Below are 24,276 nucleotides of genomic sequence, written 5' to 3'. Positions count from 1 at the left end.
ATTGCACAAAAAAACAGGCCGGCGTTGTGTGCCGGCCTGTTTATTATTTTCTGTCCCTGAGACTGATATAATCTTTGTCCGTACAAATGGTTTTGTAAGCGGGACGGATGATTTTGCCGTTGTTGGCAAGCTCTTCCATGCGGTGTGCACTCCAGCCCACCATACGTGCGATGGCGAATATCGGAGTATACAGCTCAGTGGGAAGGCCGAGCATGTTGTAAACGAAGCCGGAATAGAAGTCTACGTTTACGCTGACGCCCTTGTACATCTGTCTTTCCCCGGAAATAACGCTGGGGGCGAGCTTTTCCACCAGATTGTAAAGTTCAAATTCCTTATGAAGCCCTTTTTCTTCCGAAAGCTTTTCCACGAACGTCTTCAGAATAACAGCTCTCGGATCTGATTTGGAATAAACCGCATGGCCAACGCCGTAAATCAGTCCTGCGTGGTCGAATGCGTCCTTGCTCAGCAGGCGTTCCAGATAACGGGAAACCTCTTCTTCGTCCGCCCAGTCCTTTACTTCCTTCTTCATATCCTCAAACATCTGCATTACCTTGATGTTCGCACCGCCGTGACGGGGACCCTTCAGGGAGCCGATGGCAGCAGCCATTACGGAATAGGTATCCGTCAGGGAGGAGGTTACAACATGGGTTGTAAAGGAGGAGTTATTGCCGCCGCCGTGCTCCATGTGCAGAATCATACAGATATCAAGGATTCTGGCTTCCAGTGGGGTATAAGAGCTGTCGGGACGCAGGATATGGAGGATATTTTCCGCCATGGACCCTTCGGTCATCGGCTGATGAATGAAGAGACTGTTGCCGTCATGATAATGGCTGTAAGCCTGGTATCCGTAGATGGATAGCATCGGGCAGAGACTGATAAGCTGTAAGCACTGTCTGAGTACATTGGGAAGGGAAACATCATCCGCCCTGTCATCATAGGAGTAGAGCGTCAGGATGCTTCTGGCAAGCGTGTTCATCATATCCTTGCTGGGGGCCTTCATAATGATGTCCCTCACAAAGCTTGTGGGGAGGCTTCTGTAATAAATAAGCAGCTTTTCAAATTCGGCAAGCTCTTCCCTGGTGGGCAGCTTGTTGAAAAGCAGCAGATATGTAACCTCTTCAAAACCGAACCTGTGATCCTTGTGAAAACCTTCAACCAGATCGTTAACCTCATAGCCTCTGTAAAAAAGGTGACCGTCGCAGGGGACCGATTTACCATCCACCATCTTTGTAGCGCGTACATCGGAAATATTCGTTAGTCCGGCAAGTACGCCTTTTCCGTTCAGGTCTCGAAGTCCTCTTTTGACATCGTATTTGGTGTAAAGCTCGGTATCGATGACACCTGCTTCTTTGCTTAATTCAGCCAATCGTACGATTTCGGGAGTAACATCAGAATAGCTGTTGTGTTCTTCCATTCAATCAACCACCTTTCCTCATAATATTATTGTCTGCTTTGCTTTTCATCCGGCCATTTTTAGTTTGACACGTTAAAAAAGAAAAGTAGATAATTAACATAATAACATGGATGAGAATTTGAAACAAGAAAAAATGTATTTATTTAGAAACATTTAACATTTCGTTCACGATTCGGGATAGCTTTTTTGTGCGTATTGTATTACAATATTAAGCGGTATTGTGGTATTGTCCGGCTTTCCCCAGGAAGGCTCTTTTGTTATGGACCTCCGGTGCCATAGTGAAAGGAACAGCCCGGGGAGAACCGGACGGTAACGCAGTAGCACTAATATAGGAAGGAAGGTGTTGAAGGAAATGGATAAAAAAGAAATATTAAGACATATTGACCACACCCTTTTGAAGCCCTATGCTGTATGGGAGGACATTGAAAAGCTGTGCCGGGAAGCGGTGGAATATGGAACGGCATCCGTATGCATTCCTCCCTGCTATGTGGGCAGGGTGCATGATAAGTTCGAAACGCTTAATATCTGCACGGTAGTCGGTTTCCCTCTGGGCTACAGCGTGACCGCAGCGAAGGCGGCGGAAGTGGAACAGGCGGTCAGAGACGGCGCCAACGAAATAGATATGGTAGTGAATATCAGCGATGTTAAGAATCATCAGTACGGCAAGGTGGAGGCGGAAATCCGCATGCTGAAGGAGGCCTGCCAGGGCCGTGTGCTGAAGGTGATTATAGAAACCTGCTTCCTGACGGAGGAAGAGAAGATTGCCATGTGCCAGGCGGTTACCAAGGCCGGGGCGGATTATATCAAGACCTCCACAGGCTTTGGCACGGGAGGGGCTACCCTGGAGGATGTTAAGCTTTTCAAAGAGCATATCGGCCCCGGTGTAAAAATCAAGGCGGCCGGCGGCGTGAAAACCAGAGAGGATCTGGAGATGTTTCTGGAGGCGGGCTGCGACAGAATCGGAACCTCCTCCGCAGTGGGGCTTCTCAAGGGAGAGGCCGCAAAGGATTATTAATGCCATCAGGCAGAAGCTTTAGCAGACAGCCAACAATACCGGGCCCGGTTCCCGGCGGGAAAAGGAGAAAAAGTTATGAATCAGGTAATACAGGAGCGTATTGCTGCGCTCAGGAAGGTGATGGAAAGGGAAGGCGTGGACTATTACATGGTGCCTACGGCCGACTTCCATAATTCCGAATATGTGGATCAGTATTTTAAAATGAGAGAATATCTTTCCGGCTTCACAGGCTCCAACGGGACCCTGGTGGTCAGCGCCGGGGAAGCGGGACTGTGGACGGACGGACGCTATTTTATCCAGGCGGAGAACGAACTGAAGGGAACAGGCATCCGGCTGTTCAGGATGCTGGACGAGGGCGTGCCCACCATTCAGGAATATCTGCAGGCGAAAATGAAGGAAGGCCAGACGCTGGGCTTTGACGGCAGAGTGGTGGATACCGCTTTCGGCTGTAGGCTGGAAAAGGCGCTTTCTGATAAGAAAATTATTTTTGCCTATGATAAGGATCTGGCGGATGAGGTATGGGCGGACAGGACCGGGCTGCCAAGCCACCCGGTCATGGTTCTTGAGGAAGCCATCTGCGGAAGGACTGCAGGGGAAAAAATGGCAGAGGTCCGCAGCGTCATGGAAAAAGAAGGAACCGATGCGTTCCTGTTAAGCAAGCTGGACGATATCATGTGGTTGTTCAATATCCGCGGAGGGGACGTGGAGTGCAATCCGGTGGCTCTTTCCTATGCTTATCTGACGGCAAAGGAATGTTTCCTTTTCATCCAGGAGACGGAGGTGACGGACGCGCTCAGGGAGCATGCTGCCAAGTACGGCATCGTCCTGAAAAAATATGATGAAACAGCGGACTTCCTGAAGAACAGGACGGAAAAGGAATGTGTTCTCTATGACGGACGCAATACCAGCTATGCCCTTTACCGCACCCTTACGGAAAAAGGGGAGTGCAGGGACGCAAAGAATCCCACGGAGCTGATGAAGGCTGTGAAAAACGAAGTGGAGCTTGCCCATATGGAGGAAGTATACCTCAAGGACAGCGCGGCAGTGTGCAGGTTTATTTACTGGCTGAAGAAAAATGTGGGCAAAATGAAGATTACCGAGGTAACAGCGGCGGATTATCTGGATCATCTCAGAAGCGAAATCGACGGTTATCTGGATCTGTCCTTCCCCACCATCGCAGGCTACAAAGAAAATGCGGCCATGATGCATTATGAAGCCACTCCCGACAACTGCAAGGAGCTGGAAGCGGAAGGAATGCTGCTGGTGGATTCAGGCGGACAGTATCTGGGAGGCACCACGGATGTGACCAGAACCATTGTGCTTGGCCCCGTCTCAGAAGAGATCAGGGAGCATTTTACGGCTGTGGCTGTGGGGATGCTGCAGCTGACCAACGCAAGGTTCCTGTATGGCTGTACGGGAAGAAACCTGGATATTCTGGCCAGACAGCCCATGTGGGACAGAAATATCGATTATAAATGCGGCACCGGCCACGGCGTAGGCTACATTCTGAACGTGCACGAAGGACCGCAGGGAATCCGCTGGCGTTTTACGGAAGGACAGAGCGAGTCAGTGATCGAGGCGGGCATGGACGTAACCAATGAACCCGGCGTATATATAGAAGGAAGCCACGGAATCCGTACGGAGAATGTGATGGTTGCCCGCAATGGCGTGAAGAACGGGGATGGACAGTTCATGTATTTTGATACCCTTACCTATGTGCCCATTGACCTGGAAGGCATCAATCCTTCCCTGATGGAGCCGGGACAGATCCGGATGCTTAACGAATACCACAAAGCTGTTTATGAGAAGATTTCTCCTTTGCTTACGGAAGAAGAGAGGCTCTGGCTGAAGGAAGAGACAAGGGAAATATAAAAATATTCTTAAATCGCTAAATTAGAATTAGAAAATCTTGACTTTTAAACCTCGCTTTGAGATAATAATACAGGTGTGCAGGCACGATTACGGCGGTTACGCTGTGAAAAGGCCGCGCCGGTGCGGTTTTCACTGCCGCATTGGTGAAAAGATGCGCATTGCAAGGCGTGAAGCCGTGGATTTGCAACAGAAACGGCTCTTCGGACAAGCCTAAACAGCTGCTGCCTCGAGGGGGAAAGGCTGCAATCACGCGGTACATAATACACACAAATAAAGGAGGACGTACTAATGTCAACAAAAGCGTATTATCCAATTTCCGAAATCGGCGCTGGTAAGACAGGTTTTTCCAAAACCAGATCTATCATTGAAGCTGCATTTTACGGAAATAATGTAGTTAAGATCAACACTCTGAAAGAGGCTTATGATCTTGCTAAGAATTCTCCTGGTACTGTTGTAACAGATATGCCTATTTACAGAGGCGATGAAATCGGACTTGAGAGAGATTCCAAGGTTCTTCTGTTCAACGACGGCGCAGTTACGGGCCGTTATGCAGGAGCACGCCGTATCAAAGGCGAACCTGGTGTAGATGCCGCAAAGCTTGACAAGGTAGTTATGGATGCTGTTTATGAGACACGTTGGAAAACAATGTATCATGCAGAAGTATACATCGGCCTTGATCCTGAATTTATGGTTAAAGCTCATCTGCTCATTCCGGAAGGCGAAGAGAACATCATGTACTCCTGGATGCTGAATTTCCAGTATATGTCTGATGAGTATGTAAGAATGTACAAGAACTCCAAACCTGTTGGAGACGGCAAAGAAGCTGACGTTTATATCTTCTCCGATCCTCAGTGGGCACCCACCAACCATCCGGATGTTGATTACAGCTGCTTAAGCGATCCTCTGACACTGTGCTACTTCGATACCAACGAAAACTGCGCAGCTATCCTTGGTATGAAATACTTCGGAGAGCACAAGAAGGGTACTCTGACAATGGCATGGGCTATTGCCAACAGAAACGGATATGCTTCCTGCCACGGCGGACAGAAGGAATATACTCTTGCTGACGGCAGAAAATATGTTGCTTCCGTATACGGTCTGTCAGGATCCGGAAAGTCTACTCTGACACATGCAAAGCATGGCGGAAAGTATGACATCAAGGTTCTTCATGACGATGCTTTCATCATCAATACAGATACCTGTGCTTCCATCGCTCTGGAGCCTTCTTATTTCGATAAGACCGCAGATTATCCTACAGGATGTGAAGATAACAAATACTTATTAACAGCTCAGAACTGCTCCGCAACTCTGGATGAGGACGGAAAAGTACAGCTGGTAACCGAAGATATCAGAAATGGTAACGGACGTGCTATCAAATCCAAATTATGGTCTCCTAACCGTGTAGATAAGCTTGACGCTCCCGTTAACGCTATCTTCTGGATTATGAAAGACCCTACCATTCCTCCGGTAGTTAAACTGAAAGGATCCGCTCTTGCATCTGTAATGGGCGCAACCCTTGCTACCAAGACATCTTCCGCAGAACGTGTTGCAGCAGGAACCGACCTGAACGCTCTTCGTATCGTTCCTTACGCTAACCCTTTCAGAACCTATCCTCTGGCTAACGACTATGAGAAGTTCAAAAAGCTGGTTGAAGAGAAGAACGTAGACTGCTACATCATCAACACAGGCGATTTCATGGGCAAGAAGGTTAAACCTGCCGATACTCTTGGAATCCTTGAGACCATCGTTGAAGAAAAAGCAGAATTCAAGCCTTGGGGACCTTTCTCCGATATCGAAATTATGGATTGGGAAGGCTTTGTGCCTGACCTGAAGGATCCTGAATATGTTGGCCAGTTAAAGGCTCGTATGCAGGACCGTGTAAATGCGGTAGAAGGTTTCGCAACCAAGAAAGACGGCTACGACAAGCTTCCTGACGAAGCACTCGCAGCGCTGAAGAAGGTTGTTGACGAAGCTAACACTCTGTAATTTTTAAAGAAGTGGAAGGGAAGGGCTAGTAACTGTTCAGACCTGTCTGAACAGTTACAAGGGTGGTTTACAGCCTTTCCTTTCCTTTTTTTTCTGTTGTATTTTCAGTACGATCAGGATATAATATAACTAACCTGAAATGTTCGATAACTCTTGTTGTTTTGAACCTACATTTACTTTAAACGGGACTCCTACATTGCCGCGTGGATGTCAGGCCCTCATTGCGCAGGGGAAGGCAGAAGCGCCGGTTGCGGTAACCCACCTAGCAGATAGCTAGGAGTCAAAAGACAAGAGCCGGCATTTTGGGGGACACAAAAGATAAGAGCAGCCTTCAATGGCTGCTTTTTTCAATCATTGAAACTTTCTGTACTGTTGAATATAAGGGGAGTTTATGGAAAGAGGCGGACGGGAAAGAGACAGCAGACAAAATCATCCTGCACGGTCTGCAAGGCGAAAGAGCACCATGCAGACACCGGGGCATAACCGGTATCTGGATGAAAAAAGAGACGCGCAGAGAAGGGAAGCGGAACGCAGGGCGGAAAAACGTCTGGCTGCCATAAACCGCGCCGGAAAACAGCAGAATCACAGACAGTCCCGGGGCAGGAGCTATGGTTTTGCCGGAAGAATTGGCCTGAAGGAAAACGCTGGCCTGAACAAAAGGGCGGGCCTGAATGGAAGAAATGGTACATACGGGGGAAATCCTCCGGGCGGAAGATGGATGAAGCTGACTGTGATTGTGCTGGGGGCTGCGCTGCTGTTTTTGCTGCTGATTCGGGCAATTGTGGAGATTACGGTGCCGCGTGCCGAAGGAGAATATCTGTCGCTCCAGGAGGCTGGTAATATGACCTGGCTGTTGGCGGATACTGCAGGGATCACGGACAGTAACGCATATGCATCGATTTTTGCCCGGGAGGCGTCTTCGGACAGCGACGGGATGCTGACCTTTTCCCAGTGGAAGCAGATTACTGAGCTGTTTCCGGATTGCGCTTTTGAGCTTCCCGGAGGCTACCGGAAAAAGGAGAAGGTACTGCAGGAGGACTGGTACCGTTTCTTTGATGAAGCCAGGAGGGTGTATGACCAGGAGGGGCGAATCCACGATATGGATTTGACACCCATTGGTTTTGGCGCTTCCGTTACGGACGCGGACGGCAGGGCGCTGGAAGAAAATGCTCTGATATCTGCAGAAAGCGCATATACTTATATGAGTGAACGGATCAGGGATTGTCTGTTTTTGCCGATAGTAGCGGTGGAAAGGGACGGTATTCTGTATGCTCTGCGGGAAAAGACAGGAACACAGTCTGAACTGTCCAACATCTGGCTTATGGAAGTGGAAAAGGATGCCCTGCGCTGCTTCTGGAACGATTATGAGCTTACGATTTCCATGCCGGAGGGAAAAGCGGAGCAGCTGGGAGCTTCCAGGGAACAGGTGGCGGATCTTTCTTTTGCGGACGGGGCGCTGGCGGCGGTTCATATGTGCACTGATAAGGTTTCCGGCAAGCTGTTAAAAATCAGGGACAATGGGGCGGAGATTGAAGGCCAGGGCTTTTATCCCTTTGCCGAAAAGCTGAAAATTTACAGGCTTTACGGAACTTTGAAAAAGTATTATACCACCGACTTATGTATCGGCTATGATTTTACGGATTTTGTAATAGAAGACGGGGAAATCCAGGCCTGTCTGGTAGTCAAGGAAGAAGCGATGGAGAATATCCGGGTGCTGGTTAAGACCTCGGATTTCGGAAGCGCTTTCCATGAAGCTCTGGAAATGAAGGCAGACTGCGACCTTTCTGTGATATCAGGCCCTTATGAAGCAAGGCAGACAACGGTGGTGCCTGCTGGAGAAACACTCATGATAGGAAAAGACAGCGAGCTTTTTGCGGGAGGACGCGTCCGCATTGAGCCTGCGGTGCTCACCGGGCATATCAGCCTTCTGAATGTAAACCGCAGCCAGGGAGTGCCCTCATACCGGGGAAGCCTGGAGCTGGAAAAGCAGCAGGATGGGATCGTTGTGATAAACGAGGTGCTTTTAGAGGAGTATCTTTACGCGGTGGTTCCCAGTGAAATGCCTTCCTCATATCCGCTGGAAGCGCTGAAAGCACAGGCGGTATGCGCAAGGACCTATGCCTACGCGAAGATGCTGCATGCGGGGCTGCCCGCTTACGGCGCCCATGTGGATGACAGCGCAGGATTCCAGGTGTATAACAATATTACGGAAAATGTGGAAACGACCAAAGCGGTAAAGGAGACGAAGGGCGAGCTGGTTTATTACGGTGAGCAGCTGGCGGATACCTATTATTATTCCACCTCCTGCGGTTATGGGACGAATACGGGAATCTGGCTGAATTCCGTTCCGGAAAATTTCCCTTATCTTCAGGCGAAGGCCGTAAATGTGGCGGGAGTGACCGATGCGCAGGGAGATGCGATTGACGAAAGCGTGAATGAAGCGGATATCAGTCCCGCCGGCTCCATGATGACTGAGGAGGAATTTGCCGCTTTTATCACCACCACCAGGGATTCTGATTTTGAAAAAGACGAAGCCTGGTACCGGTGGACCTATCAGGTGGATCAGCTTGACAGTACGATTCTCTATTCCAATATTGTAAAGCGGTATGAAGCAAATCCGGGTGCGATTTATGTCCGCCAGGCGGACGGCGGCTTTGCCAACCAGGCTCCGGTGGATCCGGGCCGGGTTACGGATATTTACATCGCTGCCAGAAATGCCGGCGGTGTGGCGGAGGAGCTGGTTATCGAAGGAGAGAACGGAGCGGTAATGGTGAAAACGGAGCACAATATCCGTTATGTCCTGAGCAACGGCACCAGCAAGGTAATCCGCCAGGACGGAAGCGAATATAATGCGGCCTCCATGCTTCCCAGCGCCTTTTTTACCATGGAAACTGGAAAAGAAAATGGATATGTGGTAGGATATAGGTTAATTGGCGGCGGCTTCGGCCACGGAGTGGGCCTGAGCCAGAACGGCGCCAGAAGTATGGCGGCGGATGGCTGCGACAGCGACACCATATTGGGATTTTTCTATGAAGGAAGCAGCGTAAAAGCGGTTTACTGACCGCTTTCTGCGTCTCTGACGCGGGAACGGCGGCGCCGCGCTGGCAGTTGCGGCGCCGATACGGGATGGGATCATCCCAATTAAAGACCCCGCTGCAAGCAACAGGGTATCAAACTTGCAGCGCTGCAGAGCAGCGGGGTATTCGGTCTACGCTCCGCTTCGGTCGGTGCAAAACATGTGCCACTGGCACATAGCACCCCTCGCGGCAGTCGCCAAATATCCATGCAAGCATGGCTACTTGGCTCGTTGCTCGCGGGAATAAATGCCATAAGCAGATTACAAAATAAAACGCAGGAAAGGAAAAGCGGTCAATGAGAATTTACAGGATTCTGAGAGGGTTTGGAAGACAGATGTCCCGTGCAAATGTGAATGCATATGCGGCCAGCACCGCCTTTTTCCTTTTTCTGTCCCTGATCCCCATGGTCATGCTGATTTGCTCCATCATACCTTATACGCCGCTGAAGGAATCCGATCTGACAAAGGCTGTCCTGCTTTTGCCAACAACGATTTCTCCCCTGCTGTCCTCTTTGATTGCGAGCATTTATGACAATTCCTTTGGTATCATGAGCGCCGCGGCGATTGTGACGATCTGGTCCGCGGGTAAGGGCGTGCTGGCGCTGATGCGCGGGCTGAATGCCATGAACAGCGTGGTGGAGGACCGGAACTATGTGCTGCAGAGAATTATAGCCTCCTTTTACCTGATTATTTTTCTGATTACCATCATATTTTTATTGATTGTAATGGTATTCGGAAATCTGCTGGCGGACACCATTGTGCGGCATGTGCCCCAGATGGAGGATCTCTTCGCGCTGCTGCTGCATTTCAGGGGGCTTTTTTCCTGGTGCGTCATGATCCTGATATTTGCGGTGATGTATACCTATATACCCAACTGTAAGCTGAAATTTTCCCACCAGATTCCCGGTGCCGTATTTTCCGCAACCACCTGGAATATTTTTTCCTGGGGCTTTTCTGTTTACGTCCAGCACTTTAACGGATTTGACATGTACGGCAGCCTTACCACAATCGTCATCGTAATGCTCTGGCTTTATTTCTGCTTCTATCTTTTCCTGATCGGGGCGCATATCAACAGGTTCCTTGCCCCTTTCCGAAGAATCAGGGAACAGACGGCATATGGAAATGTAAGAAAATAAAAAAATCACCGGGGTACGGTGATTTTTTTATTTCCGCGGGCAATGAGCCAAGTATCCATGCTTGCATGGATATTTGGCGACTGCCGCGAGGGTCAAAGACCCCGCTGCTCTGCAGCGCTGAAAGTTTGATACCACGTTGCTTGTAGCGGGGTCTTTGATTTTACAGTAATTACAGGGCAGCCAGCCGCCGCGTGTTCTCGGGATTCATAAGTGTGAGACCGGACACCGGCGATACTAAGCAGCTTCCCAAAGGAAACCGCCGCCGCACTCCTCCCGGAACTGACTGCACCTATATTATAGTCAGTTCCGGCGGCTTTTGCAAGTTTTTAGAGTAACATGGGTTGACAGCCCGGAAGGTTTGTGATACATTAACGATAGTTTATAGCAAATGAATCATTTTCTAAAAACTGTGATGGGAAGAAGTAAGGAAAAGAAGAACCTACAGAAAGCAGCCGGCAGATGAGAGGCGCAGGAGATACTTTCCCGAATACATCCCGGAGTTTCGCACCCAAATCGTTAAGAGAGTAGGCTGCGACGGAAAGCAACCGTTATCCTGCGAAGAGTATCGCTGATGTTGGCCGGACTGCAGGCCGGAGACAGGACAGTCGTACTCGAAGAGGCAGACAGTGTGAGCTGGCTGCGAATGAAGGTGGTAACACGGGTAACAGACACTCGTCCTTTTTTCCGGATATGACGGAAAAAGGGATTTTTTTATTTGCGCGGGCAGCGAGCCAGGCAGCCATGCCTGCATGGATAGCCGGCGACTGCCGCGAGGGTCAAATCCCCCATTGTTTGCAGCGGGATATTTGATTTTTAAGGATGGAATACGAGTGGAAAACCTGGCGTCGGCCTGTAAAAAATATGAAAAAGATAACTGAGAGTTACCGGACAGTAACAAAAGGAGAATGAAAAATGAAGGTATTTGAAGAATTAGGAGCGCGCGGGCTTCTGGCGCAGCTGACGGATGCAGAGGAGATCAGAGAGCTGGTAAATGCAGGAAAGGCTACTTTTTATATTGGTTTTGACCCTACGGCGGACAGTCTCCATGTAGGGCATTTCATGGCGCTTTGCCTGATGAAGCGTCTTCAGATGGCGGGAAACAAGCCCATTGCCCTGCTGGGAGGCGGCACCGGCATGATCGGGGACCCTTCCGGAAGAAGCGATATGCGTACCATGATGACAAAGGAAACTATTGACCATAACTGCGAATGCTTCCGGAAGCAGATGAGCAAGTTTATTGATTTTTCAGAAGGAAAGGCAATTCTGGCAAACAATGCGGACTGGCTGCTGGATCTGAACTACGTGGAGCTGCTGCGCGAGGTAGGCGCCTGCTTCTCCGTAAACAATATGCTGAGGGCGGAATGCTACAAGCAGCGTATGGAAAAGGGGCTGAGCTTCCTGGAATTTAACTACATGATCATGCAGAGCTACGATTTCCTCATGCTGTACAAGAAATACGGCTGCAATATGCAGTTCGGCGGCGATGATCAGTGGAGCAACATGCTGGGCGGTACGGAGCTTATCCGCAGAAAGCTGGGCAAGGATGCATACGCCATGACCATTACCCTGCTTTTGAATTCCGAAGGAAAGAAGATGGGCAAGACCCAGAAGGGAGCCGTATGGCTTGATCCCAATAAGACTTCACCCTTTGATTTCTACCAGTACTGGAGAAATATAGACGATGCGGACGTCCTGAAATGCCTGCGTATGCTTACCTTCCTTCCCATCGAGCAGATCGATGAAATGGACAAATGGGAAGGCAGCCAGCTCAACCAGGCCAAGGAAATCCTGGCATTTGAGCTGACCAAGCTGGTGCATGACGAGGCGGAGGCCGCGAAGGCCCAGGAAAGTGCAAGAGCGCTCTTTACCGGCGGGAATGCGGCGGAAATGCCTACCGCAGAGCTGACGGCCGCAGACCTTAGCGAAGGCAACATTGATATTTTGGACCTGCTGGTTAAATCCGGCCTGGTAGCCTCCCGTTCCGAAGGCCGCCGCGCGGTGGAACAGGGCGGCGTGTCCATGGATGGAGAAAAGGTAACTGACATCAAGGCTGTTTTTGCAGGAGAAGATTTCCACGGGGAAGGAAAGGTCCTGAAACGCGGCAAGAAAAACTTCAAACGTATTGTTGTAAAATAAGCCTTATCTCAGCCGGCTTCCATTCCTGTTTTTTTAGTCATATTCATTCCCTTCCGTTGCATATATTTGTAACAGCTAGGCACAGCGGAAGGGGATTTTTTTATGGACACTTTGCATACACAAAATTTATACAAAGACATTCAGTTAAGAACCGGCGGAGAAATCTACATCGGTGTGGTGGGACCGGTGCGAACCGGAAAGTCCACCTTTATCAAACGCTTCATGGATTTGCTGGTGCTGCCCTACATTACGGACGAAGCGGAAAAGGTACGCGCGCAGGATGAACTGCCTCAAAGCTCAGGCGGGAAAACAATTACCACAACAGAACCCAAATTCATTCCCAAGGAAGCTGCCCAGATCACGCTGAGCGGGGATGTGAACGTAAAGGTGCGTCTGGTGGACTGTGTGGGCTTCATGGTGGACGGTGCGGCCGGGCACATGGAGGACGATGAAGAACGGCTGGTAAAAACCCCCTGGTTTGAATATGAGATTCCGTTCACTCAGGCGGCGGAGATCGGCACCAAGAAGGTTATCAACGATCATTCCACCATAGGAATCGTGGTGACCACAGACGGCAGCTTCGGGGAACTGAAAAGAGAAAACTACATACCGCCGGAGGAGAGGACCATCCAGGAACTGAAAAAGCTCCATAAGCCTTTCCTTGTTCTGGTGAATTCCCAAAGGCCCTATGGGGAGGAGGCCCAGCACACAGCGGCGCAGATCCAGGAAAAATACCATGTAACGGCGCTTCCCGTCAACTGTGAACAGCTGAAGCGTGATGACATCAACCAGATAATGGAAAAGGTGCTTTACGAATTCCCGGTGACCATGATCGAATTCTATATGCCGAAATGGGTGGAAATGCTTCCCAATACCCATAAGCTGAAAGCGGATCTCATCGAAAAGGTGCGCACGATGATGGAAGGCATTGATACGGTCAAGGATGTGGTGGAAACCCAGGTGGCGCTGGACAGCGAATATATCAAGCGCTGCATTGTGGAAAAAATCAATATGGCGGATGGCAGCATCCGGGTGGTTCTGGATGTGGACGATAAATATTACTACGAGATGTTAAGCGAGCTTATCGGAGAAAATGTGGCCAGCGAATATCAGCTTATTTCCGTATTAAAGGAAATGTCCAGAATGCGCAGGGAATATACGAAGGTGCTTCACGCCATGGAATCCGTGCGGCTGAAGGGCTACGGGGTCGTAACTCCGGAGCGGGCGGAGATCAGGCTGGAGAAGCCGGAGGTCATCAAGCACGGCAACAAGTTCGGTGTGAAGATCAGGGCGGAAAGCCCGTCCATCCATATGATAAAGGCCAACGTTATAACGGAAATCGCGCCGATTGTGGGAACCCAGGAACAGGCAGAGGATCTGATCAGCTATATCGCGGATGCGGAGAAGGACTCAGACGGTATCTGGGAAACCAATATTTTCGGCAAAACGGTGGAACAGCTGGTCAATGACGGCATCACAAGTAAGATCGCCATGATTGGGGATGAAAGCCAGGTGAAGCTGCAGGAGACCATGCAGAAGATCGTCAACGACAGCAATGGCGGGATGGTATGCATCATCATTTAATAAGGAAAAGTAAAAACCGGAAGGTGGCTGTGGAAATGCGTATCCACAGCGGTGCCTTCCGGTTTTTTCACTAGGAATTGGCAGGGGTTTCTGCTATAATGATACATTATATGGCTTATGCGGGCCAGAATAACCATAATAAAGGAGGCTTATCTATGAATCCCGTATATGATAAATTGTTGAAATGCTACGACAGCTTTAAACGTAAGATTGATTTCCAGCCGGAGGTTGCCATTGTGCTCGGCTCCGGGCTGGGCGATTATGCGGATGATATCAGAGTGGAGGCGGAGCTTGACTATCATGAGATAGAAGACTTCCCTGTTTCCACCGTTCCGGGACATGCCGGGAAATTTATTTTCGGATATGTGAAAGATGTGCCGGTGGTCTGCATGAAGGGCAGGGTCCACTATTATGAAGGGTATCCGATTTCCGATGTGGTGCTTCCCACCAGGCTGATGAAGCTGATGGGTGCGAAGGTATTGTTTCTGACCAATGCATCCGGCGGAATTAATCCTTCCTTTACGGCAGGGGATTTCATGATGCTTAAGGATCATATTTCCCTTTGGGCGCCCAACCCACTGATTGGCGCCAACATTGACGAGCTGGGAGTGCGTTTCCCGGATATGACGCACGTGTATGACGAGGATCTGCAGGAGCTTATCAGGGAAGCTGCGAAGGAGCAGGGAATTTCCCTGAAGGAAGGGATTTATGCCCAGCTTACGGGACCGTCCTTTGAATCGCCGGCAGAAATTCAGCTGCTTCACAAGCTGGGTGTGGATGCCGTGGGAATGTCCACTGTTGTGGAGGCCATTGCAGCCAATCACATGGGAATGAAAATCTGCTGCATTTCCTGCGTATGCAACCTGGCGGCAGGCATGACGGATAACCCGCTTACCCACGAGGAAGTGCAGGAAGCGGCCAATGCGGCGGCTCCCAAGTTCAAGGCCCTGGTGACGGAATCTGTGAAAAAATTCGGCGCAGCCTTAAAATAATAGCTGCAAAACGGGGAGATGGAAATGACAGACTATCGTAATTTGATCAAAGAAGCGATTCGGGCGCGGGAAAATGCCTATGCGCCGTATTCGGGCTTTTATGTGGGGGCCGCGCTGCTTGCAGCCTATGAGCAGGATGGAAAGCCGCTTATTTTTACCGGCTGCAATATTGAAAATGCGGCGTTTACCCCAACCAACTGTGCGGAAAGGACGGCTTTTTTCAAAGGTATCAGCGAGGGTGTGAGAGCATTCCGGGCGATTGCCATTGCTGGCGGGAGGCAGGGGGCGCTCTCGGATTATACCATGCCCTGCGGCGTGTGCCGTCAGGTGATGATGGAGTTCTGCAATCCGGAAACCTTTGAGGTAATCGCAGCGGTTTCCGAAGATGATTACAGGGTTTTCAAGTTGAAGGAGCTTTTGCCGGAAGGGTTCGGCCCGGACAATCTGTAGCGGGAATGCTGCGGGCGGGAGCTTTCTGCAGGGAAGAAAGGCCGCGCGGCGAAGAGAGCGCTTCGGCCATAATAAATAAGGAGAAGATTTTAACATGAAAATACGTTTGTACAATGCCAGAATCATGACAATGGCAGAAGGCTGCAGTCTGCTGCAAGGGGAAATCTGGGTGGAAAACGACAGGATTCTCTATGTGGGAGACGGTACGGATCTGGATGCGTTCTGCAAAAGGACAGGCATCCCCGGCCTGGCTGCGGATAAGGAAATTGACTGTGAGGGAAATGTGCTCATGCCCGGCTTCAAGGATGCGCATACCCATTCGGCCATGGTGGCCATGCGTTCCTTTGCGGATGACATGCCGCTGCAGGAATGGCTGAACACAAAGATTTTCCCTCTGGAAGCGAAAATGACGGAGCAGGATAATTACGATCTGACGCAGCTGGCCATCCTGGAATATCTGACCACAGGCGTAACCTCTGTATTTGACATGTACCTGTCACCGAAGGATATCGCCCGGGCATGTGTGGATATGGGAATGCGCTGTGTGCTGGTAAGCGGCCTGAACAAATTCGGCCCGGCGCTTGAGGTGATGGAGGAACGCTACCTGACTCTGAACCGGATGCATCCGCTGATTTCCTATATGCTGGGCGTCCATGCGGAGTACACCTGTTCCAGGGAGCTGCTGGAGCAGGTGTCGGAAATGGTGCACAAATATAAGGCGCCTCTTTTTACCCATATTTCTGAAACAAGGACGGAGACGGACGAGTGTCTGGAGCGCTACGGCATGACCCCGCCGCAGTTCCTGGATTCCCTGGGACTGTTTGATTATGGCGGAGGCGGCTATCACTGCGTTCATTTCACGGAAGAGGATATGGATCTGTTCGCGAAAAAAGGGCTGCATATTATAACCAACCCCGGCTCCAACACGAAGCTGGCCAGCGGCGTGGCGCCGATTACCCGTTTCCTGGAAAAGGGAATCAATGTGGGGATAGGCACGGACGGCGCCTCCAGCAACAACTGCCTGGATATGTTCCGTGAAATGTTCCTGACCACGGGCCTTGCCAAGCTGAAGGAAAAGGATGCTTCTGCAGTGGACGCGGAGGAAGTGCTGAAAATGGCCACGGTCAACGGGGCGAAGGCCATGGGGCTTACGGACTGTGACATCCTGGCAGAGGGCAAGAAGGCGGATATCATCATGATCGATCTGCATCAGCCGAACATGCAGCCGCTTAACAACATTGCCAAGAATATAGTTTACAGCGGAAGCAAGCAGAACGTAAAAATGACCATGATTGACGGACGGATTCTTTACTATGACGGCAGGTTCCTCTGCTGTGACGATGTGGAAGCGCTTTATGCAAAGGCAAATGAGATCATTGCCAGGCTCAGCGCCGACTAACAAAATACGGGTTCCGGCGCGGCTGCTCAGTTTAGGGACAGCTGCGCCGGAATTTTTTGCGCCGGACTGCTTTTACACTTTCCGCGAGAAAGGCGGCATCTGGACCATCTGCTAAAAAGGACCTCTGACGCCAGAATTCGCCGACGGAATTCGACAAAAGGGCATAGACAAAAATTGGATTTCAGTATACAATTAGTAACGTGTTCTTTAATTTATTACACTACTATTTAACACAATCTTAGGAGGTAGGGAGATGTTAGAAAAGTTCTTCAAACTGAAGGAAAACAAAACCGATGTGAAGACAGAAATCATGGCCGGTATTACCACGTTCATGACAATGGCTTACATCCTTGCGGTTAACCCCAACATTCTTTCCGCGGCGGGAATGGATGCTCATGCGGTTCTGATCGCAACTGCGCTTGCTGCATTTGTCGGCACAGCCATGATGGCACTGTTCGCAAACTATCCGTTTGCACTGGCTCCCGGTATGGGCCTGAATGCTTATTTTGCTTATACCGTAGTACTGAATATGGGATATTCCTGGCAGATCGCTTTGATGGCGGTATTTGTAGAAGGTATTATATTTATCATACTTTCTCTTACCAATGTGCGTGAGGCGATTTTCAATGCCATTCCCATGACCCTGAAATCCGCAGTCAGCGTTGGTATCGGACTTTTCATCGCCTTTATCGGACTTCAGAATGCTAAAATCGTTGTAAACAGCGATGCAACACTGCTTACCTATCAGTCCTTCAAGGGAGATACCTTCCATTCCATCGGTATCGGCGCTATCCTGGCCCTGATTGGCGTTCTGATTACTGCCATTCTTCTTGTAAAAAGAGTAAAGGGCGGCATCCTTTTAGGTATAATTATCACATGGATACTGGGAATTATCTGCGAACTGGTTGGTATTTACGTTCCCAATCCGGATGCAGGCATGTATTCCGTAATCCCTTCCGCAATCGTAAGCTTTGACTTTTCTTCCTTCGGCCAGACCTTCGGCCAGGTATTCAAGGCAGATTTCTCAGGAATCCGGATTCTTGATTTTATTGTAGTAATGTTTGCGTTCCTGTTTGTTGACCTGTTTGATACGCTGGGAACACTGATCGGTGTAGCATCCAAGGCCGATATGCTGGACAAGGATGGCAAGCTGCCCAGGATTAAGGGCGCCCTGATGGCAGATGCAGTGGCAACAAGCGTCGGCGCTATTTTCGGTACTTCCACCACCACCACCTTTGTAGAAAGTGCATCCGGTGTAACAGAAGGCGGACGTACGGGCCTGACAGCGATTACCACAGGACTTCTGTTCCTGCTTGCGCTGATTTTCTCACCCCTGTTCCTTACCATCCCTTCCTTTGCAACAGCTCCTGCATTGATCATTGTAGGCTTCTATATGATGGGTGCGGTTGTGAAGATCAACTTTGAAGATATGTCGGAAGCGATTCCCTCATTCCTGTGCATTATCGCTATGCCTCTGGCATACAGCATTTCCGAAGGTATCGCCATCGGCGTTATTTCCTGGACACTGCTGAACCTGCTGACAGGAAAAGCAAAGGACAAGAAGATCAGCATCCTGATGTATGTGCTTACAGTCCTGTTTATTCTGAAATATATTTTCCTGTAATCAGCAAAACGGCAATTTCACATTTATGGCGGAAATCCATGCGGAACCGTCATGTGATAATTGTAACTGTGAGGGGGGAAACAGTTGTCTGCCCGGATTCTTCACAGCTGCTGATAATTACATAATAAAGAAGCTTATGAAAAGAGCTCCTGCCGTCCATGTGACCGCAGAGGCTCTTTTTTGACAGAACAGCATTTTAACCGACAGGGGAATGGCAGGGAAAACATAAATTTTTATAAATTTTTCCGGGAAGGATAAACAGATGGAAAAATGTATGGTACAATATCCCGGAAGCTTATTGGGCGGTAAATGTATAGGACAGAGCTGCCGAAGTGATAAAAAGATTACAGTTCAACGAATGTATAGCGGCGGCAGGCAGCCGGCCCACCGCGCAGCGATTTTTAATGGCGGGAGGCAGCCGCAGTTGGGCCTGGGCAAAACTGTGGCATGAAAAGGAGTGATAATATGCATAACCAGTTGACAGAAAATGATATCAAAAGAATGAAGGAAGAGATTGAATACAGGAAGCTGGTGGTCCGCAAGGAGGCGCTGGAGGCGGTGAAGGAAGCCAGGGCCCAGGGCGACTTAAGTGAAAATTTTGAATACTATGCGGCCAAAAGAGAGAAGAACCGGAATGAAAGCAGAATCCGTTTCCTGGAGAGGATGATCAAGACGGCGGAGGTGATATCCGACGATTCCAAAGAGGACGAGATCGGTGTAAACAATACGGTGGAGCTGTTCTTTGAAGAGGATGGTACCACGGAAACGATGAAAATCGTCACCACCATGCGCGGAAATTCCCTGGAAGGCCTGGTGAGCACGGAATCCCCCATTGGCAGGGCTCTTCTGGGACACCGGGAAGGGGACAGGGTATATGTTGAGGTGAACAGCAGCTACGGCTACTATGTGGTGGTCCGTTCCATCCGGAAAACCATTGACGACGGCTCTGATAAAATCAGGAGCTTTTAAGAGCCTCGGGCGCTGCCGGCAAGCCGGCCTGCGGATGGTTTATAGGAAAAGGACGGGAAAGGAGTGGCTATGAAAATTACTTATATCGCGCACAGCGGCTTTTGCGTGGAGCTGGAGAAACATGTGCTGCTGTTTGACTATTTTACAGGAGAGCTTCCCTCGTGGGATAAGGAGAAAACAATACTGGTATTTGCTTCCCATAAGCATCAGGACCATTTCAGCCTGAGAATTCTGGAGCTGCGGAAGGAATATCCTCATATACATTATTTTTTCGGAAATGATATCAAGCTCAAGCCCGACTATCTGCTCCGCAAAAAGGCGGATCCGGAGGCGCTGTCTGATGTAACGGTGATGAAGGCGCATGAACAGACCGGTTATGGCGGGGAAAGCCAGGCTGTGACAGTCCGTACGCTGAAATCCACGGATGAAGGCGTTGCGTTTCTTGTGGAAGCGGAGGGGAAGACCTTTTACCATGCAGGGGATTTAAACTGGTGGCACTGGGAAGGGGAGCCCGCGAGCTGGAACCGGAATATGGAGACTGGCTTCAGGCGGGAAATCGACAGCATTGCAGGAGAACGCTTTGACGCGGCTTTCGTACCGCTAGATCCCAGGCTGGAAGCGGCGTATGGCCTAGGGATGGATTATTTTCTCCAGAAGACATCGGCAACCCACGTATTCCCCATGCATATGTGGGAGGAATACGGCTATATTTCCAAATATAAGGAAACACAGACCGGACGGCAGCATGCGGCGCAAATCGTTGACATCAGCAGACGCGGAGAAGAATTTATGCTTTAAAAAAGCAGGAGGAACTTGCATATGGAATCGCTTATGATACTGGTGCTCGTCATAGCGGCCGTATTGGCCGTATTTATAAAGGGAGCGGCGGATGAACGCGTAAAGCAGCGCAGGCAGAAGCGGAAAATACATGAAGGCTTCGGCGCAGTGCCGGACAGAGACTATTCGGACGAGGAGCTTTCCAGCATACCCGGCTATTTTTCCATGCATCAGGAGCCGGAACAGGTGGATGATATCACCTGGAACGATCTTGGCATGGATCAGCTTTTTTTCCGGATGAACCAGACCTATTCCTCCGCCGGACAGGAATATCTCTATTATCTGTTGAGGACCCCGCAGCTGAAAGACGCAAAGGCACTGGACGCCATGGAAGAAAAAATTACCTGCTTCGGGCAGCAGGAGCAGCTGCGTGAACAGCTGCAGTATGCCTATATGCAGCTGGGCAGAAGCGGAAAATATTCCGTCTATGATTATCTGAATTACCTTGACAATCTGGGAGAGCGCAGCAGCCTTTCCCATATAATCTGCGATCTTCTGCTCATTCCGGCCATTGGCATGGTTATCGTTTCCCCGCCCATTGGCATGATGTTCCTTTTCCTTCTTTTTACGGTAAATATTTTCGGCTATATGAAACAGAAGCATGAAATCGAGCCTTATCTTACCAGCTTTGCCTATGTCCGCCGGATACTGGATTTTTCGGCCCGGATCAGGAAAATGGACATCCCCGTGCTGAAAGTGGAATGGGAGGAACTGAAAATACTGGAGGGCAAATTCGGCAAATTCCGTTACAGCGCCATGCTCGGCATGCGCGGAAGCGATACGGCGGGAGATCCCCTGTCCCTGATACTGGACTATGTAAATATGCTCCTTCACCTGGATCTCATCTGCTTCAACACCATGCTTAAGGAGGTCAGGAAGCACCTTACGGACATCGACAGAATGATCACCATTGCCGGAAAAACGGAAGCCTGCATAGCCATCGCTTCCTACCGTGCGTCCCTGGCTTCCGGCTGGTGCAGCCCGCGCCTGACGGAGGACAGCAGGGAAAGCGTACGCCTTGAAATCAGGGGACTCTATCATCCTCTGCTGGAAGAGCCTGTGAAAAATGATATCCTGGCAAAGCAGGGAATCCTGGTCACCGGCTCCAACGCCTCCGGAAAATCCACCTTTCTGAAGGCCGTGGCTCTGAATGCACTGCTGGCCCAGACAATACACACCTGCACCGCCGGTTTTTATTCGGGGGGCCTGTACCGCATCATGACCTCCATGGCCCTGCGTGACGATCTGGAAGGCGGGGAAAGCTACTATATTGTGGAAATCAAATCCCTGAAACGGATTCTGGATGCGGCAAGGGAGGGCAGCGCCCCTGTCCTCTGTTTTGTGGACGAGGTCCTGCGGGGCACCAACACCGTGGAACGGATCGCCGCCTCCACCCAGATCCTGCGAAGCCTCAGCCGCCCCGGTGTCCTCTGCTTTGCAGCCACGCATGACATTGAGCTGACGGAGCTGCTGGCGGACTGCTATGACAATTACCATTTTGAAGAAGAAATCTTGGAAGGAGACATTCTTTTCAATTATATACTCCGTTCCGGAAAAGCAATGACCCGCAATGCGATACGCCTGCTCGGCATCATCGGCTATGAAAATGCAATCATTGAAGAAGCCAATGCACTGGCCGCGCATTTCCTGGAAACCGGAAACTGGACGTAACGGCGGAAAATACCATACATTGACGGCTGGACAAAAATGACTATTGCAAGAAATGAGGGAAAATCAATGAAAGTAACCATATACACAGACGGAGCCGCAAGAGGAAACCCGGAAGGCCCCGGCGGCTACGGAACCATTCTCCAATATGTGGATCAGAAAGGGAACCTGCACGAAAAAGAACTCTCCGGCGGCTATATCAAAACCACCAACAACCGCATGGAGCTCATGGCGGTCATAGCCGGGCTGGAAGCCCTCAACCGCCCCTGTGAGGCTGAGGTTATCTCAGACTCAAAATACGTAACGGACGCCTTCAACAAACACTGGATAGACGGCTGGCTCAAAAAAAACTGGAAAGGAGCCTCCGGCCCCGTTAAAAACGTAGACCTCTGGAAACGCCTCCTGAAAGCCGCCGCCCCCCACACCGTCACCTTTACCTGGGTTAAAGGCCACGACGGCCACCCCGAAAATGAACGCTGCGACACCCTGGCCACCACCGCCGCCGACGGCACCAACCTGCTCCCGGACCCTGGCGTCTGACTGAAAGCCGGCCTGACCTGCGCTGCCTGTTGCCTGGTTCATCCCTGCCGGTGAATACAATACCTGCACCAATCAGCCACATGAATACGGAAACCAAACCTGCAACACATTTGCATTTTGAGAGGTGAAGCGATGCTGCTATATCACGGAAGCAATACCCCCGACATCAAAATCCTCAAGCCCCGCCAGGCGGATCATGACAGACCCTATCTGTATATGACCACGATAAAAATAGTAGCAGGCTTTTACCTGATAAATACGGTAGAACGCCCCTATTACTGGTTCCCCTATGGCTTTGAGGAGGACGGCACCGTACATTATCAGGAATGGTATCCCAATGCCCTCAGGGAAGCGGCAGAAGGCAAAAAAGGATACATCTATACAATAGAAGCCAAAGAGGAAGACACCCTCCCGCTCCCAAACATCCCCTGCGCAAGACTCGCCGTTACCCCCATGCCCGTACTTGACTGCCAGACAATAACCGACTGCTATAAATGGCTGATGGAACAACAGAAGCGCGGCGCATTCATACTAAAAAAATATACCGACAAAACCCCCGCCCAGCTTGCCTCCATGCACGGGCAGCTCATACAATACCTAAACGAAAAAAACATGAAAGAAAATCCCGCCTGCTCTTACGCAAAATTTATCCAAACCAAATTCCCGACAGTTTGGGAAGCCTACATCAAACAAATATAAAACATCCTTTTTCCTGCCTATGAAAAATAAATACCGCCTCCCACTCTTAAATATCAATTAACAAAATTACCGCCTGCCGCCATTTCCACCTTCCGCCATACATAGCCTACCCGATTCCGGCGCAGCCATCCGCAGGCAGGGAACGTCCTCCGGGCATCGGCTCCCGGGGCGGGGTATGGTTGCTGCAAGGGTCGTATAAAAACGCCGGTCCTTGCGTTGTGTCCTTTACAACGCTAGAGCGTATTCGAAAATTCATTCCCGCCGTCTGCACATCCCACTTCGCGGTAGATTTGCCCCAAATTCGGTCAACGTAGCCCGCTACGCCTCCCTCATTTGGGACAAATCTACCACAAAGTGAGACGCACAGCCGACAGAAAGCAATTTTCAAATACGCTCTAGTACCGCTGCGTTTTTAACCGAGCGAAAGCGTGCCCGCACAGCAACCATACCCCGCCCGCCCCAGGAGCCGATGCCCGGAGGACGTTCCCTGCCTGCGGATGGCTGCGCCGGAATCTCATCCCCCCCTCTTGACGGCCTGTACCAATAAATGTTATGATAAATAAGACCGCGGGGCAACACCGCGCCGAAATCGAAAGCCTGTGATTCAGGCAAGGGGTTTGAAGCAAATGGCTGATTTTACATTATTTTTGAATTCATTTTTATCCTATTTACTGCTTTTTGTACTGATTGCAGTGCTGGCTGTTATTGCCGTTGCAATCGGCATCACCATGCGGAAGAAGAAAAATGCCAGGGAGGCTGCGGAAGCCCTGACCCGGGGGACAGAAGAAGCACAGGCGCCGGGAACGCAGTCCTGACAGAAAACCAGGAGAAATGTTTACGTTTAACCAAAAGAGTGGGGATGTCCCGCTCTTTTTTGTG

19 protein-coding genes, 1 other RNA gene and 1 other annotated feature are annotated in these 24,276 nt (G+C 50.2%); of the genes, 18 read left to right on the top strand and 2 right to left on the bottom strand.

The annotated features are described in order from the left end of the window. Positions 1–43 precede the first annotated feature (43 nt). Positions 44–1,414, bottom strand: coding sequence for a citrate/2-methylcitrate synthase (locus DXC51_RS17235; RefSeq protein ID WP_021636391.1), 1,371 nt, complete (start codon positions 1,412–1,414; stop codon positions 44–46). Between the two features lie 352 nt (positions 1,415–1,766). Here DXC51_RS17235 and deoC point away from each other — a divergent pair, with 352 nt between their 5' ends. The 17 genes from deoC to DXC51_RS17145 all read left to right on the top strand — a co-directional run bounded on the left by deoC (position 1,767) and on the right by DXC51_RS17145 (position 23,397). Continuing rightward, positions 1,767–2,429 (top strand): deoxyribose-phosphate aldolase, encoded by a 663-nt coding sequence (deoC, locus tag DXC51_RS17230; protein WP_025491048.1) that lies wholly within the window; start codon positions 1,767–1,769, stop codon positions 2,427–2,429. A gap of 75 nt (positions 2,430–2,504) precedes the next feature. Continuing rightward, complete coding sequence (locus DXC51_RS17225) at positions 2,505–4,301, top strand: aminopeptidase P family protein (protein WP_117545019.1); 1,797 nt, start codon at positions 2,505–2,507, stop codon at positions 4,299–4,301. A gap of 288 nt (positions 4,302–4,589) precedes the next feature. Further along, a complete protein-coding gene (locus DXC51_RS17220; RefSeq protein ID WP_021636385.1) occupies positions 4,590–6,287 on the top strand; it encodes a phosphoenolpyruvate carboxykinase (ATP) in 1,698 nt (565 codons plus the stop codon). Between the two features lie 128 nt (positions 6,288–6,415). Beyond that, positions 6,416–6,600: non-coding RNA, 6S RNA (gene ssrS, locus DXC51_RS17215), on the top strand. A gap of 78 nt (positions 6,601–6,678) precedes the next feature. Next, positions 6,679–9,348 carry a SpoIID/LytB domain-containing protein gene (locus DXC51_RS17210; protein ID WP_117545018.1) on the top strand — a complete coding sequence of 890 codons (2,670 nt, stop codon included), beginning with the start codon at positions 6,679–6,681 and terminating at the stop codon, positions 9,346–9,348. 311 nt (positions 9,349–9,659) lie between these two features. Continuing rightward, on the top strand, positions 9,660–10,499 hold the full coding sequence (locus DXC51_RS17205; protein WP_021636382.1) for a YihY/virulence factor BrkB family protein: 840 nt from the start codon (positions 9,660–9,662) through the stop codon (positions 10,497–10,499). Between the two features lie 400 nt (positions 10,500–10,899). Then, positions 10,900–11,182: a binding site (T-box leader), on the top strand. Between the two features lie 229 nt (positions 11,183–11,411). Beyond that, positions 11,412–12,635, top strand: a complete 1,224-nt coding sequence (gene tyrS, locus DXC51_RS17200; RefSeq protein ID WP_102288379.1) for a tyrosine--tRNA ligase — start codon at positions 11,412–11,414, stop codon at positions 12,633–12,635. A 111-nt stretch (positions 12,636–12,746) separates the two neighbouring features. Beyond that, positions 12,747–14,219 carry a stage IV sporulation protein A gene (spoIVA, locus tag DXC51_RS17195; RefSeq protein WP_025491053.1) on the top strand — a complete coding sequence of 491 codons (1,473 nt, stop codon included), beginning with the start codon at positions 12,747–12,749 and terminating at the stop codon, positions 14,217–14,219. Positions 14,220–14,374: 155 nt separating this feature from the next. Further along, complete coding sequence (locus DXC51_RS17190; RefSeq protein ID WP_117545017.1) at positions 14,375–15,211, top strand: purine-nucleoside phosphorylase; 837 nt, start codon at positions 14,375–14,377, stop codon at positions 15,209–15,211. Between the two features lie 18 nt (positions 15,212–15,229). Then, on the top strand, positions 15,230–15,661 hold the full coding sequence (locus tag DXC51_RS17185) for a cytidine deaminase (RefSeq protein ID WP_021636373.1): 432 nt from the start codon (positions 15,230–15,232) through the stop codon (positions 15,659–15,661). Positions 15,662–15,755: 94 nt separating this feature from the next. Beyond that, positions 15,756–17,060, top strand: a complete 1,305-nt coding sequence (locus DXC51_RS17180; protein WP_117545016.1) for an amidohydrolase family protein — start codon at positions 15,756–15,758, stop codon at positions 17,058–17,060. 253 nt (positions 17,061–17,313) lie between these two features. Continuing rightward, a complete protein-coding gene (locus DXC51_RS17175; protein WP_021636370.1) occupies positions 17,314–18,684 on the top strand; it encodes an NCS2 family permease in 1,371 nt (456 codons plus the stop codon). Between the two features lie 465 nt (positions 18,685–19,149). Beyond that, positions 19,150–19,653 (top strand): GreA/GreB family elongation factor, encoded by a 504-nt coding sequence (locus tag DXC51_RS17165; protein ID WP_025491058.1) that lies wholly within the window; start codon positions 19,150–19,152, stop codon positions 19,651–19,653. 69 nt (positions 19,654–19,722) lie between these two features. Further along, complete coding sequence (locus tag DXC51_RS17160; RefSeq protein ID WP_025491059.1) at positions 19,723–20,451, top strand: MBL fold metallo-hydrolase; 729 nt, start codon at positions 19,723–19,725, stop codon at positions 20,449–20,451. A 21-nt stretch (positions 20,452–20,472) separates the two neighbouring features. After that, positions 20,473–22,161: a MutS-related protein gene (locus DXC51_RS17155; RefSeq protein ID WP_117545014.1), complete on the top strand. Its 1,689-nt coding sequence runs from the start codon at positions 20,473–20,475 to the stop codon at positions 22,159–22,161. Positions 22,162–22,227: 66 nt separating this feature from the next. Further along, positions 22,228–22,698, top strand: a complete 471-nt coding sequence (gene rnhA, locus DXC51_RS17150; RefSeq protein WP_035321921.1) for a ribonuclease HI — start codon at positions 22,228–22,230, stop codon at positions 22,696–22,698. A 132-nt stretch (positions 22,699–22,830) separates the two neighbouring features. Next, positions 22,831–23,397 (top strand): hypothetical protein, encoded by a 567-nt coding sequence (locus tag DXC51_RS17145; RefSeq protein ID WP_117545013.1) that lies wholly within the window; start codon positions 22,831–22,833, stop codon positions 23,395–23,397. A 106-nt stretch (positions 23,398–23,503) separates the two neighbouring features. On the opposite strand, the gene DXC51_RS30765 is transcribed toward DXC51_RS17145, so the two are convergent. Next, on the bottom strand, positions 23,504–23,785 hold the full coding sequence (locus DXC51_RS30765) for a DUF6783 domain-containing protein (protein WP_408608866.1): 282 nt from the start codon (positions 23,783–23,785) through the stop codon (positions 23,504–23,506). Between the two features lie 238 nt (positions 23,786–24,023). Between DXC51_RS30765 and DXC51_RS17140 the strand changes: the two genes are divergently transcribed. Continuing rightward, positions 24,024–24,212, top strand: coding sequence for a hypothetical protein (locus DXC51_RS17140; RefSeq protein ID WP_025491061.1), 189 nt, complete (start codon positions 24,024–24,026; stop codon positions 24,210–24,212). The last annotated feature ends 64 nt before the right edge of the window (positions 24,213–24,276 follow it).

It is taken from the genome of Eisenbergiella massiliensis (genome assembly GCF_003435485.1).
Note: the sequence above shows the minus strand (reverse complement) of the source record. Positions and strands in the feature narration are given on the sequence as shown.